This is a genomic window from Brachybacterium kimchii, assembly GCF_023373525.1.
Classification (GTDB): domain Bacteria; phylum Actinomycetota; class Actinomycetes; order Actinomycetales; family Dermabacteraceae; genus Brachybacterium; species Brachybacterium kimchii.
The window spans coordinates 560,447-572,990 of record NZ_CP097218.1; the positions used below are offsets into that span (position 1 = coordinate 560,447).

Annotated in this window: 12 protein-coding genes; 8 read left to right on the forward strand and 4 right to left on the reverse strand. The window is 73.1% G+C overall.

Going from position 1 to position 12,544, the window contains the following annotated elements:
- Nucleotides 1–10: 10 nt before the first annotated feature.
- The 8 genes from M4486_RS02515 to M4486_RS02550 all read left to right on the forward strand — a co-directional run bounded on the left by M4486_RS02515 (nt 11) and on the right by M4486_RS02550 (nt 8,057).
- Complete coding sequence (locus M4486_RS02515) at nt 11–907, forward strand: DUF58 domain-containing protein (RefSeq protein ID WP_249479397.1); 897 nt, start codon at nt 11–13, stop codon at nt 905–907.
- Nucleotides 894–1,403, forward strand: a complete 510-nt coding sequence (locus M4486_RS02520) for a hypothetical protein (RefSeq protein WP_249479398.1) — start codon at nt 894–896, stop codon at nt 1,401–1,403. Before M4486_RS02515 ends, M4486_RS02520 begins: the two co-directional genes overlap by 14 nt.
- Nucleotides 1,394–2,416 carry a vWA domain-containing protein gene (locus M4486_RS02525; RefSeq protein WP_249479399.1) on the forward strand — a complete coding sequence of 341 codons (1,023 nt, stop codon included), beginning with the start codon at nt 1,394–1,396 and terminating at the stop codon, nt 2,414–2,416. The genes M4486_RS02520 and M4486_RS02525 overlap by 10 nt, the downstream gene beginning before the upstream one ends.
- Before the next feature lie 15 nt (nt 2,417–2,431).
- A complete protein-coding gene (locus M4486_RS02530; RefSeq protein ID WP_249479400.1) occupies nt 2,432–3,475 on the forward strand; it encodes a vWA domain-containing protein in 1,044 nt (347 codons plus the stop codon).
- Nucleotides 3,472–4,518, forward strand: coding sequence for a hypothetical protein (locus M4486_RS02535; RefSeq protein ID WP_249479401.1), 1,047 nt, complete (start codon nt 3,472–3,474; stop codon nt 4,516–4,518). The genes M4486_RS02530 and M4486_RS02535 overlap by 4 nt, the downstream gene beginning before the upstream one ends.
- Nucleotides 4,496–5,686 (forward strand): cysteine desulfurase family protein, encoded by a 1,191-nt coding sequence (locus M4486_RS02540; RefSeq protein ID WP_249479402.1) that lies wholly within the window; start codon nt 4,496–4,498, stop codon nt 5,684–5,686. The genes M4486_RS02535 and M4486_RS02540 overlap by 23 nt, the downstream gene beginning before the upstream one ends.
- Before the next feature lie 131 nt (nt 5,687–5,817).
- Nucleotides 5,818–6,897 (forward strand): tRNA 2-thiouridine(34) synthase MnmA, encoded by a 1,080-nt coding sequence (gene mnmA, locus M4486_RS02545; RefSeq protein WP_249479403.1) that lies wholly within the window; start codon nt 5,818–5,820, stop codon nt 6,895–6,897.
- A gap of 32 nt (nt 6,898–6,929) precedes the next feature.
- Complete coding sequence (locus M4486_RS02550; RefSeq protein WP_249479404.1) at nt 6,930–8,057, forward strand: hypothetical protein; 1,128 nt, start codon at nt 6,930–6,932, stop codon at nt 8,055–8,057.
- Between the two features lie 56 nt (nt 8,058–8,113).
- On the opposite strand, the gene M4486_RS02555 is transcribed toward M4486_RS02550, so the two are convergent.
- The 4 genes from M4486_RS02555 to M4486_RS02570 all read right to left on the reverse strand — a co-directional run bounded on the left by M4486_RS02555 (nt 8,114) and on the right by M4486_RS02570 (nt 12,477).
- Complete coding sequence (locus tag M4486_RS02555) at nt 8,114–8,779, reverse strand: DUF6320 domain-containing protein (RefSeq protein WP_249479405.1); 666 nt, start codon at nt 8,777–8,779, stop codon at nt 8,114–8,116.
- Nucleotides 8,776–10,275 (reverse strand): alcohol acetyltransferase, encoded by a 1,500-nt coding sequence (locus tag M4486_RS02560; RefSeq protein ID WP_249479406.1) that lies wholly within the window; start codon nt 10,273–10,275, stop codon nt 8,776–8,778. The genes M4486_RS02555 and M4486_RS02560 overlap by 4 nt, the downstream gene beginning before the upstream one ends.
- Nucleotides 10,272–11,207 carry an alpha/beta hydrolase gene (locus M4486_RS02565; RefSeq protein WP_249479407.1) on the reverse strand — a complete coding sequence of 312 codons (936 nt, stop codon included), beginning with the start codon at nt 11,205–11,207 and terminating at the stop codon, nt 10,272–10,274. The genes M4486_RS02560 and M4486_RS02565 overlap by 4 nt, the downstream gene beginning before the upstream one ends.
- A 106-nt stretch (nt 11,208–11,313) precedes the next feature.
- Nucleotides 11,314–12,477 carry a YeiH family protein gene (locus M4486_RS02570; RefSeq protein WP_249479408.1) on the reverse strand — a complete coding sequence of 388 codons (1,164 nt, stop codon included), beginning with the start codon at nt 12,475–12,477 and terminating at the stop codon, nt 11,314–11,316.
- Nucleotides 12,478–12,544 lie beyond the last annotated feature (67 nt).

Sequence of the window (12,544 nt, forward strand, 5' to 3'; positions counted from 1 at the left end):
GGATCCGCTGATGGCGACCTCCCTGCTCACCCGCGTCAAGGCGCGCGTGGACCTGCACACCGGACGCCGCGCCCGCGGCATCGTCCAGGGGCGCGGGCGGTCGGTGTTCAAGGGCAGCGGCGAGGACTTCGACGACCTGAAGTACTACCAGCCGGGCGACCGCATCTCCGACATCGACTGGAAGGCGACGGCCCGCTCGGGCGAGCCGCTGATCCGCCAGTTCAACGAGGAGCGGGTGCGGCACCTCTCGATCGTCGCCGACACCTCCTCGGCGATGTCGACCCTCGCGGCCGACGGCACCTCCAAGCGCGACGCCATGGTCACCGCCGCCGGCCTCGTGTGCTTCCTCGCCCAGAACAACGGCGACCTCGTGGGACTGGTCGGCGGATCCGAGTCCCGGCCGGTGCAGCTGCCCTCGCGCTCGAGCGACGGGCACCTCGAGCTGCTCCTGCGCACCGTCCAGCAGTCCACGACCGCCGCCTCCCGCCCATCGGACGTCTCCTGGCTGCTCGAGCGGGCCTTCCGCGTCACCCGCCGCTCGACGCTGATGACGATCATCACCGACGAGGCGCACCCGGGCCCCGAGGACCACTCCCTGCTGCGGCGCCTGGCGACGCGGCACGACGTCATGGTCATCCGCATCGGCGACGCCGACCCGCTGCAGGCGGGCGACCTCGACCACGAGGTCGTCGACGTCGAGTCGCCCCGGGAGATCTCCGAGCTCGCCCGCGTCTCCACGAAGGTCGCCCGCGATGTCGAGAACTACCGCCGGGCCCGCCGCGAGGCGACCACGGAGATGCTCGACAGCCTGCACATCACCCATCTGCTCACGGCCGGCGACAGCACCGTGGTGGACGACATGATCGCCATGCTGCGCGAGAGGGAGTACCGCCATGCCCGTGCATGAGTCCACGGTGCTCGCCGATCCCACGCCGAGCCCCTCGCCCGCGACGATCATCGATCCGCCCCAGTACTCGATCGCCTGGCTGATCCTCGCCGTCCTGTGCGTGATCGTCATCGTCGCGATCATCGTGGGCGTGCTGCGGATCTCCCGCGCCGTCGTCTCCCGCCGCGCCTACCGCGAGCGGCCCGACGAGCCCGAGTCGCTCAAGGCCGAGTTCCTGCGCTCCGTCAACGACATCGCGGCGCGCCACGAGGACGGCGCGATCGACGAGCGCACCGGCCACCTCGAGCTCACCGCCGTGATGCGCCGCTTCGTGCGCCGCACCACCGGGCACGACGTCACCAGCCAGGACGTGGGCACTCTCATCGCCGACCCCAGGACCCGCGACGTCGGCGAGCTCATCGCCCGCCTCTACGAGCCGGACTTCGCGCCGGCGAGCGACGTCGACCTCGAGGGCTCCGTGCACCGGGCGAGGGAGGTGATCCGCCGATGGTCATGACGCTGTGGTGGGTGGCCTGCCTGCTCCTGGTCGCCGGGATCGTGGTCTGGGCGATCACCTTCTGGAACCGCCGCTCGATGCACCGCGCGCCCGTGCTCGTCGCGAACTCCTCGTTCCTCGAGCGGATCCCGAGCTTCGTGCGCAGCCAGCGCCTGGCGCGGGTGCTGCGCGTGGTGCAGGTGGGCATCGCCGTGCTGGGCCTGCTCGCCGCCGCCCTGCTCTCCGGCAGGATCGCCACCGAGCGGGTGCAGACGCCCGAGTTCGCCGATCGCGACATCGTGCTGTGCCTCGACGTCTCCGGCTCGATGTACGAGTACGACACGGAGATCCTGCAGACCTTCGCCTCCATGGTCGACGACTTCCACGGCGAGCGGATCGCCCTGTCGATCTTCAACTCGACGTCCCGCACCGTCTTCCCGCTCACCGACGACTACGACCTCGTCGAGCGCGAGCTCAGCGAGGGGGCCGAGGCGATCGACTTCGACGAGTTCGGCTACCGCCTGGGCAGCCGCGACTACCCGCAGGACAAGGTCGAGAAGTACGCGGACTTCGTCGAGGGCACCCGCGGCCTCGACGATCAGGCCTCGATCGTGCCCGACGGCCTCGCCTCGTGCGGTCAGCTGTTCGACCACGCCGAGACCGATCGCAGCCGCTCGATCATCTTCGCGACCGACAACGAGGTCAACGGCGACCCGATCTACTCCCTCGACGAGGCCGCCAAGACCATCGAGGACCGCGACATCGACCTGTACACCTTCTACCCCGGCGCCTACGAATGCTCCGAGGAGTGCTTCGACGAGCTCCAGAAGGTGACCGAGGACCACGGCGGCACGCTCTACCAGTCCTCGGACCCGAACGCGATCCCCTCGATCATCCGGGAGATCCAGCAGACCCAGGCCCAGAAGATGGGAGCCGAGCCCACCCTCATCCGCACCGATCATCCGCTGTTCGCCTTCGTGCTCACGCTCATCGCCCTCGCCGGGGTGCTGATCGTGGGCTGGCGCAACCGCTGAGAGACGGAGGAGAGCATGCATCTGGAGCATCTGATCCCGCTGTGGGCCACGATCCTCGTCTTCGTCCCGCTGCTCGCGCTCGCGGTCGTGATGATGGTGCGCCGTCCGCGGCAGCGCTGGGCATGGCTGCGGCGCGCGCTGATGGTCGCGCTGCTCGCGGTGGTCGCCCTGCGCCCCGCGACGTACACGGAGGCCGAGCAGACCCAGCGCATGAACGCGAACGTGTTCTTCGTCGTGGACCGCACCGGGTCCATGAACGCCGAGGACTACGCACAGGGCCAGCCCCGTCTCGACGGCGTCAAGCACGACATGGAGCAGATCATGTCCGAGACCCAGGGGTCCCGCTACTCGATCATCTCCTTCGACTCGACCGCCGCCTCCCAGCTGCCGCTGACCACCGATGCGGGCGCCGCGAAGGCCTGGATCAACACCCTCGCCACCGAGTCGACCGCCCAGTCCAAGGGGTCGAACGTGGACCGCCCGCTCGCGACCCTCACGAAGGCACTCTCCGACGCGCAGACCGACGACCCGGACTCGTACTCCCTCGTCTACTTCCTCAGTGACGGCGAGAACACCGACGACCGCGACGCGGAGCCCTTCGACCAGCTGAAACCGCTGATCGACGGCGGCGGGGTGCTCGGCTACGGCACCAGCGAGGGCGGGCCGATGAAGGCCTCGGGCGCCGGCACGCACGGCGAGTACATCACCGACTCCTCGGGCGCCAAGGGCATCTCCCGCATCGACGAGGACCAGCTGAAGACCATCGCGCAGCAGATGGGCGTCCCGTACCTGCACCGCACCGATCCCGAGGCCCCGATCGAGGGCACGATGGAGGGCATCACCCTGAAGCCCGTGCCCATCGAGTCCCGCCGTGACGTGGCGAGCTTCCGCGACTGGTACTGGGTGGCGGCGATCCCGCTGGCCGCCCTGTTCATCTGGGAGCTGGGGGAGATGACGTATCGTCTGCCGCGTCGGCGCGACCGCGGCGAGCTGCTCTCCGCGACCGGTGCGGGATCCGCCGGTCCGGGCGGTTCCTCGGACGAAGGAGGCAGGTCATGAGCTCGACCCTCACCCCACCTCCGCCCGCGCCGCCCGGCGCCTCGGATCCGTCGGGCCCCGCGAGCCCGTCCCCGCAGGGAGGAGCGGCCGACGACGCCGCGCGGCCGCTCGCCGCGGACGAGCCCCGTCGGCCCCAGGACTTCGGCCTCGACGTGAGGCTGCTGCGCCGGATCCGGCTCATCGCCTTCGCGGTCCTCGCGATCCCGCTGCTGATCCTCGCGCTGCTCGCCGTCCGCTTCGTCTCCATGCCCCTCACGCAGGCATGGCACGGCGGCGCCTACGGCGACGGCGAGTACGCCCGGGCGAGCGAACGGCTCTGGCCCGTGCAGAAGGCCAACTGGTTCGAGCCCTACCTCCCGCACCTCAGCAAGGGCACGGACCTGCTCCAGCAGGACCAGAACGCCGAGGCCGAGACCGAGCTGCGCCTGGCCCTGAAGGACTGGCAGGAGGGCAAGGACCTCAACCAGCCGCCGCACGCCCAGTGCAAGATCCTCAACAACCTCGCGATCTCCATCGAGCGCCAGGCGAACGAGATCGACGACGCCGGCGACCGCGCCGACCGCCTCTACGAGGCCGAGCAGCTGCTCGCGCCCTGCGCCGGCGGCGGGGGAGGCGGCGACGGAGAGGGCCAGGGCGGCGGAGGCCAGGGCGAGGACCAGCAGGGCGAGGGCGAGGGCTCGGGCAACGAGGACGAGGGCACGACCGGCGACAACGGCAAGCGCATCGAGGAGGAGCGCCGCTCGTCCGACAAGGAGGCCGGCAACGACCCGGACGCCCGCGACGAGGGCCAGGACGGCGACGACCAGGGCCAGGGCGAGGACCAGGGCGATCAGGACGGGAAGGGCGATGCGCCCAAGGACCCGGGCGATCCCAAGAAGGAGGACCCGAAGGGCGACGGGCCCGACGAGGAGGCGCCCACGCAGGGCGACGCGGAGGACCAGAAGAAGGCCGAGGACCTCGAGAAGCGCAACGGAGACGCGAACTCGGGCGACGGCGAGGACTCGGACGACGGAGCGAGCAGTGACCCCAGCCAGCCCTGGTGAGCACGGCACGGCGCCGCGCGTCTACATCGACCACGCGGCCACGGCGCCCCTGCGGCCCGAGGCCCGCGATGCCTTCCTCGACGCCTCGGCCCTGCCGGGGAACCCGACGTCGCGCCACGGCTCCGGCCGCCGCGCCCGCGGCGTCCTCGACGACGCCCTCGACTCGCTCGCGGCCTCGCTCGACGTCCCGGTCTCCTGGCTGACCCTGACCTCCGGCGGGACCGAGGCCGACAACCTCGCCGTGCGCGGAGCGGCCCTCGCCGCCCAGGCGGCCGACCCGTCCCGCCGGGCCGTCGCGGTCTGCGCGACCGACCATCCGGCGGTGCTCGAGACCGCCCGCTCGCTGGCCCCCGGCATCGAGTCCCGCGAGATCCCCGTGGACGGCGACGGCCTGCTGGACCTCGAGGCGCTGCGAGAAGCCCTCGCGCCGGGCGACGTGAGCGTGGTGAGCGTCGCCCTCGTGAACAACGAGACCGGCGTGATCCAGGACCTCGCGGCGGTCACCGGGATCGCCCACGCCGCGGGCGCCCTCGTCCACACCGATGCCGTCCAGGCCACGAGCCATGTCGAGCTGCCCGTGCGCACGGTCGACATGCTGAGCCTGACCGGCCACAAGATCGGCGCCCCCGTGGGCGTGGGCCTGCTGGTCGTGCGCCCCGACATCCCCTTCGTCGCGGGGCTCACCGGCGGCGGGCAGCAGCGCGGCGTGCGCCCCGGCACCCTCGACGCCCCGCACACCGCGTCGCTCGCCGCCGCCCTCGCACGCACCCTCGCGGACCGGGAGGCGGAGTCGGCGCGACTGGGGGAGATGGCCCAGCGCCTGCGCGCGGGCATCCGGGAGATCGCCCCGGACGCCGTGCTCACCGCGGAGGCCGCCCCGCGCAGCCCGCACGTGGTGCACGTGCTGCTGCCCGGCTGCGACCAGGACGCCCTGCTCCTCATGCTCGACCAGCAGGGGATCGACGCCTCGGCGGGCTCCGCGTGCTCGGCGGGCGTCACCCAGGCCAGCCACGTGCTCACCGCGATGGGCGTCGAGCCCGATCTCGCCCGCGGCGCCCTGCGGCTGTCGCTGGGCTGGTCGAGCCGCGAGGAGGACGTGGACCGCGTGCTCGCCGCCCTGCCCGAGGCCATCGAGCGGGCGCGGGCCGTCGGCGCGCTCGTGCGGTGAGCCGGTCGCGACGAGGAAGCCGGTGAGCAAGCGCTCGTCGGGCGGGCCCCTGTCCGCCTCCGGCGCTTCGTAGACTGGAGCGGCCGCGCGTCCCGCATCCGCGCGGCATCCGAGCAGGAGGCGAGGTCCCCATGAAGGTGCTGGCAGCGATGAGCGGCGGCGTCGATTCCGCCGTCGCGGCCGCGCGTGCCCACGAGGCCGGCCACGACGTGGTCGGCGTCCACATGGCGCTGTCCAAGAACCGGGCCGAGACCCGCACCGGATCGCGCGGGTGCTGCACCGTCGAGGACGCGGCCGACGCCCGCCGCGCCGCCGAGCGCATCGGCATCCCCTTCTACGTCTGGGACCTCTCCGACGACTTCCACGACCTCGTCGTCTCGGATTTCCTGGCCGAGTACGCGGCCGGACGCACCCCGAACCCGTGCGTGCGCTGCAACGAGCACATCAAGTTCGCGACCCTGATGGAGCGCGCCCGGGCCCTCGGCTTCGACGCCGTGTGCACCGGCCACTACGCGGACGTGCGCGCGGACGGCCCGGACGGCGCCCCGTCGCTGCACCGCGCCCGCAACCTCCCCAAGGACCAGTCCTACGTGCTCGCCGTGATGGGCCCCGAGGCCGTCTCCCGCGCCGTGTTCCCCCTGGGCGTCTTCGAGGACAAGGAGGCCGTGCGCGCCGAGGCCCGCGCGCGCCGACTGGGCGTCTCCACGAAGCCCGACAGCTACGACATCTGCTTCATCGCCGACGGCGACACCCGCGGCTTCCTCGAGCGCAGCCTCGGCGAGGCCCCCGGCGAGGTGGTCGACGCCGACGGCACCGTGCTGGGATCCCACCGCGGCACCTTCGGGTTCACCGTGGGCCAGCGCAAGGGACTGGGCCTGGACCGCCCCGCGGCCGGCGGCGCCCCGCGCTACGTCCTCGACGTGAAGCCCGAGACCCGACAGGTCGTCGTCGGCGCCGCCGAGCTGCTCTCCACCACGCTGCTCGAGGCCTCCGCGCCGATCCCCTTCGAGCCGCTCGCGCCGGGACGCGAGGTGAGCGCCCAGATCCGCGCCCACGGCGAGGCGCTGCCCGGCATCATCGAGCAGGCCGACGACGTGCTGCGGGTGCGGCTCAGCTCCCCGGTGCGCGGCGTCGCCCCCGGGCAGACCCTCGTGCTGTACGACGGGGACCGCGTGATCGCCTCGGCGACCCTCGAGCGCCGCGCCGCATGACGGACGACCGGAGGGAAGGCACCGAACCGCTCGTGACGATCACGGGCGACGGGACGTGGCGGGTGCCGACCACGACGACCGGCGACCGGGACGCGGGCGCCTCCGGAGGCGCCTCCGACCTCGTGGACGCCGACGCGGACCGACTGCTCGCCCTCACCCGCCTGCGTGGCCTACTCGGCGACGACCTCGAGGACCAGATCGCGACGCGCCTGTTCCTGCCCGCGGCGCTCGGCACCGAGGGCGCCGATCAGCTGCTCCCGCAGTCGCTCACCCTGCTCGCCGGCACCACGGGCGACCTCGCGAGCTTCGGCTGGCGGATCGGGCCCGGCAGCTCGCGCACCTGGCGCCGCGCCCAGGAGCTGCGCGAGCGACTCCTCGAGGCCGCCCGCATCGCCCTGCACGGCTACGAGGGCGACCTCGTCGTCACCGCGCTCGGCCCGCTCACCCTCGCGGCCGCGACGTTCCTGGGCTCGGGCGAGCGCACCCTCGCCGACCGCGGGGCCCTGCGCGACCTCCCGCACCTGCTCGCCGAGGGCATCGCCGAGCACCTCGACGCGGTCCGCAGCCATGTGCCCGGTGCGCGACCCTGTCTGCTGATCCGCGACGGCGCCGCCCTCGCCCTGGCCCGCGGCGCGATCCCCACGCCCTCGGAGTACCGGCGCTACCCGGCGCTGCCCGTCCCGGACATCGGGGAGATCTGGCGCGGCCTGCTCGAGGACCTCCTCGAGCACGCCCGCCTCACCGCGCAGGACGTCACCCTCGCGCCGAGCAGCGACACGGCGCTGCTGCGCGCCGCCCGCACCGCCGGCGCCTCGCGCCTCGCCCTCTCCCCGGCGGGCTTCGCCGCCTGGGAGCTGCTCGCCGAGCTGCGCGAGGCCGGGACCGGCATCGAGCTCGTCGTGGACCCCGCCGGCCCGCAGCACCTCGAGGCGCAGCTCGAGTCCGTCGCCCGCAGCTGGCGCGAGCTCGGCTACGGCCCGCGCGACCTCGCCGGCTTCACGTGGCTCGCCCATCGGCCGGATCGGACCGTCGGCCCCGCCCTTCCCGGCGGCGGCACCGACCCGTCGGCCGAGCCCTCCCGGGAGTCCCTCCTGGGCGAGTCCGATCTGCGGACCCTGCTGCGCGCGGCGCCCGCCTGGGCCGAGCGCGTCGAGAGCTGAGCGCGTCGAGAGTCGAGTGCGAAGGACGCGCCACCGGCCGCCCCGAGGAGCTCGCCTCAGACGTGGAGCTTCTTGGCGAGCTCGTCGCGGACGTCCGCCGCGCGCTCGAGCTGCAGCAGCGCGAGCGAGAGCAGCGCGAGCACCACGCAGATCGCCGAGGGCACGGGCGTGGTCACCCAGCCCAGCAGCAGGAACAGGATGGGCACGATCCCCAGCAGCACCGTGAGCGCGCTGTAGAGGGCGTGCTCTCCGACCTCGAGGCGCATGACGTGCTCAAGGATCACCAGGGCGATGATCGCGCAGCCGCACATGATCGGCACCGCGAAGGTCAGCGACCAGCGGTGCCAGCCGGTCAGATAGTCCCAGTACGTGCACACGAGGGCGGCCAGGACCAGCAGCGTCAGCGTGGACCTGGCGAGGTCGCGTCGGCCGCGCAGGGCCATCAGGGCCACCAGCCACATGGTGCACACGCCCAGCCACACCGAGCGGACCGCGCCGAACTCGGACGGCCGATGCCCCAGCCACAGCTGGACGACGAACGAGAGCGCGACGAGCACGAGCGAGATCACCGTGAGAATCCGCAGCAGGCGACGGCGCGAGAAGCGCAGCGGCACGCTGGGCAGCGGATCGGGGGAGGGGTGCCCCACCAGGTGCGATCCGCACAGGGGGCAGCGCGACCAGTTCCCCTCGATCCGCACCGCGCACTCGGTGCATCGCCTCATGGCGCGACCTCCTCGAGCTCGGCCTCGGTGACCCGCGCGGCGGTGACGGACACGTCGATCCCCCGTGCGCTGAGCGAGCGCGCGAAGGCGCGCACGTGACCGGTCTGCGTGAACGGCGAGGTGAAGGTGACGGTCATCTGGTCGCCGTGGGAGATCGCGCAGAACTGCGGGCGCGCGGCCGAGACCTGGAAGAGCACCCGGCGCACGTGCGAGGCGGCCGGCTCCGGCAGGCGCAGGCGTCCCAGGTTCGAGACCGCGAGGCTCAGCTTCCGGTTCGAGGCGGCGTTCAGCCAGCCCAGGATGAGGTCCTTGAGCGGACGCGGCACGATGCGCAGCAGCGGGGAGCGCTCGACGCGGATGAACCGTGCGACCTTCGGCGCGAGGGCCGCGGCCGATGCCTGCGGGCGGAACTCGGCCTCGAGCGCGCGGGCGACCTCCTCGGGGGCCTCGGCGCCGTCGGGGGAGAAGGCATGCTCGACGCGGATGGTCGCGAAGAAGTTGCGGGCGCTCGTGGAGGGGAAGAACTGGCGCAGGTTCACCGGCACCGAGGCGCTCATCGTGCGGGCCCCGCCCAGGCCCCCCGAGGACTCGCGCACCGCGTCCATGAACAGCGCGGTGAGGTACATGGTCGGGCTCGCCCCGGAGGCCTTCGAGGCCGCCAGCAGCTGGGACGCCGGCATCGTGAGCTCGACGGCGCGGGTCCGGCCGTCCGGCGTGCGGGTGCCGCGGACGCGGTGGATGCGGGCACGGCGCGACGGCCGGTCAGGGTCGGCATCGGAGGGCGTGCGGGAGGCGCCCGCCGTGTCTCCGTCGGCGGAGGCCTCGGCGCGCACGGCCTTCTCGGCGAGGGTGAGGGCGGCCGGCGCGGCGGCCTCTGCGAACGCCTCCTGGAAGGCGGTGGGCCGGCGGCGTCGGAAGTAGTGGGCGAAACTGTCGGTCTCCAGCGCGTGGGAGGGCGGCGCGGCGCCCTCGGCGGCCGCATCCGGCGTGTCCGGCGAGGCCGCGTCGTCCGCTGCGAGCGACGCGCTCGGGTCGCCCTGTTCTCCCGGCCGACCCGACTCGTCCGTCGCACCCGCCGGGTACCGCCGCCGTGCGTACTCGACGAGCAGGTCGGAGAGGAACCACATGGCCCCGGTCCCGTCCGAGAGCGCGTGGAAGACCTCCAGGGAGATCCGCCGGCGATGGTGGATCACCCGGAACAGCAGGGTGCGCCTGCCGTCCTGGTAGATCGCCGCGCAGGTGGGGCGGCGCTCGGGCTCGACCACGGGGCGCAGGTCGCTGTCCTGCAGGTAGTACCAGAACACACCGCGGCGCAGCACGGCGCGGTAGAGCGGATAGCGCGCGAAGACCGCGTCGAGCGCCTCCTGGAGCATGCCCGGATCCACCTCGGCATCCATCTCGGCGCTCAGGCGGAACACCTTGGTGTCCGACTCGGTGCGCGCGGCGAGGAAGATGTTCGAGGCGTTGTCGAGCCGCACCCAGGTCCTGCGGGTCATGTGGGCGCGGTCCGTTCGAGGAACGCGTCGATGTGCTGGTATGCCTCGCGCAGGGGGCGCGCGAAGCGGGGCAGGGTGATGAAGCCGTGCAGGGCGCCGTCGACCCTGTGCACCTCCACGTCGTTCCCGGCCTCCGCGAGCGCGGCGCCGTAGGCCTCGCCCTCGTCGCACAACAGGTCGAGTTCGGCCGTGATCAGCAGCGTCTCGGGCTGTCCGCTCAGATCCTTCGACATCAGCGGCGCGACCAGCGGGTCCTGCCGGCGCCCCCGGTCCGGGACGTAGAGCTCCATGTAGTCCTGGACCTCGGTGTCGGTGAGGCGGTAGTCGCTGCCGTGCCGGCGCACCGAGGCGAACGGCGCGGTCTCGGGGTCGTGGTCCCAGTGCGTGACCGGGTACAGCAGGATCTGGCGCACGGGGGCCGGACCGCCCTCGTCCCTCAGCATCAGCGAGAGCACGGCGGCGAGGTTCCCGCCCGCCGAATCGCCCACCAGCACGATGCGCCGCGGGTCGCTGATGCCCGCGCGCTGCGGATCCTCGAGCAGCAGCCGTGCGACGCGCGCGCAGTCCTCGAGCCCCGCCGGGAAGGGATGCTCCGGCGCGAGGCGGTAGTCGACCGAGGCGACGACGCAGCCGGTGAGATCGGCCATCGTCGCGCACGCCGGGGTGTAGCTCTCGATATCGCCCGTGACCCAGCCTCCGCCGTGGAAGAAGAGCAGCACGTCCTCGCGCCGGCGCTCCTTGGGGGAGAACACGCGCACGGGGATCTGGTGCCCGCCGTCGGCGGACATGATCCGCCGATCCAGGGACCGGAAACGGGGGATCGGCCGCGCGGCCAGCTGCCGCTGCAGCCGACGCACCTTCGCGTAGTCCTGGCGCATGTCGATGCGAGGTGCGGCGAACAGGCGCAGCACCGCCCGCATCAGAGGGTTCACGGGCGCTCGCCCTCGCGTCGAGTCGGGTCCTCCATGGGGCCAGGGTATGCGGGCCGCCTGGGCGGGATCGCCAGGCGAGAGGTCCGTGCCGTCCGGCGTCGACGGATCAGACGGCCAGGAGCGCCCCTCCGAGGCCGACGACCGCGACCACGAGCGTGACCAGCGCGGCCTGCACCACGGGACGTCCGCCGACCTGCTTCAGCAGCCGCACGCGCACCCCGGTGCCGAGCGCGAACATGGCCGCTGCGAGGCACAGCGCCTGCACGGGCTTCGAGACGTCGACCACAGCCTCGGGCAGCAGGCCGGTCGAACGGATGCACACCGCGACGATGAACGCGAGCACGAAGAAGGGGATGAGCGGCGGGCGCTTGGCGGCGGGAGCGGGAGCGCCGGCGCGTGAGTCGGCGGACGTCCGGTCGGTCTCCGCCTGTCGCCTCTCCACGGCGGTGAGGATCGCGATCACCGGTGCGAGCATCAGCACGCGGCCCAGCTTCACCAGCACGGCGATGCCGAGCGCCCCGCCGCCCAGGATGCTGCCGGCGGCGACGACCTGCGCGACCTCGTGGATCGACGCCCCGGCCCAGGTCCCGGATGCATCCGTGCCCAGGCCCAGGGCGCGGGCCGCGAGCGGCAGCAGCGGGATCATCAGCGTCCCGAACACGACCACGAGCGCCACGGCCGTCGCGATCTGCGTCTCGAGGCGCTCGGTCGCCTCCTCGGCGCTCTCGCCCTCGCGACGCCGCGGCGTGATCGCCCCGCCGGCCGCCGCCACGGCCGCGGCGCCGCAGATCGAGAACCCGCAGGCGATGAGGAGGGCCTGCGTGGGCGGGAGATGCAGTGCCCGGCCGATCAGCAGGCCGCTCACCATCCCGATGCCGACGATCGCCACGATCACCACGATGGTCAGCGGCCCGAGGGCGATCACGTCGCCGATCGCGAGCTGCAGACCGAGAAGCACGATCCCGATCCTCAGCACGGGCTTCGCGGCCAAGTCCAGTCCGGGCTTCAGCACCGGCGGCAGCAGTCCCAGGTTCGCGGCGAGCGCGCCGACGAGGATCGCGGCGAGCGCCGGGGACGCCACGGGGACGAGCATGCCCAGGCCGTAGGCGAGACCGGCGACGGCGAACGAGAGCAGCAGCCCGGGCAGGACGCGGAGGAGCGGGGAACCCGTGGCGGGGTCGGACGGTGTCGTCGGACCGGTCGACGGCGCGGGCGTCGTCGCCGTCGCGGTCGAGGTGCGCGGGGAAGTGTCTGGGCGGGGTTCGGGCATGGGATCCAGCCTCACGGCTGAGGGCAGTCCCCGGTAGTGGTCGATCTGATCGGGCGCATATCATCGT

Bases quoted from the DNA above. Each gene is read 5' to 3' on its own strand.
- M4486_RS02555 (WP_249479405.1), bottom strand. From the start codon at position 8,779: ATGAGGCGATGCACCGAGTGCGCGGTGCGGATCGAGGGGAACTGGTCG.
- M4486_RS02560 (WP_249479406.1), bottom strand. From the start codon at position 10,275: ATGACCCGCAGGACCTGGGTGCGGCTCGACAACGCCTCGAACATCTTC.
- M4486_RS02525 (WP_249479399.1), top strand. From the start codon at position 1,394: ATGGTCATGACGCTGTGGTGGGTGGCCTGCCTGCTCCTGGTCGCCGGG.
- mnmA (WP_249479403.1), top strand. From the start codon at position 5,818: ATGAAGGTGCTGGCAGCGATGAGCGGCGGCGTCGATTCCGCCGTCGCG.
- M4486_RS02515 (WP_249479397.1), top strand. From the start codon at position 11: ATGGCGACCTCCCTGCTCACCCGCGTCAAGGCGCGCGTGGACCTGCAC.
- M4486_RS02520 (WP_249479398.1), top strand. From the start codon at position 894: ATGCCCGTGCATGAGTCCACGGTGCTCGCCGATCCCACGCCGAGCCCC.
- M4486_RS02535 (WP_249479401.1), top strand. From the start codon at position 3,472: ATGAGCTCGACCCTCACCCCACCTCCGCCCGCGCCGCCCGGCGCCTCG.
- M4486_RS02530 (WP_249479400.1), top strand. From the start codon at position 2,432: ATGCATCTGGAGCATCTGATCCCGCTGTGGGCCACGATCCTCGTCTTC.
- M4486_RS02570 (WP_249479408.1), bottom strand. From the start codon at position 12,477: ATGCCCGAACCCCGCCCAGACACTTCCCCGCGCACCTCGACCGCGACG.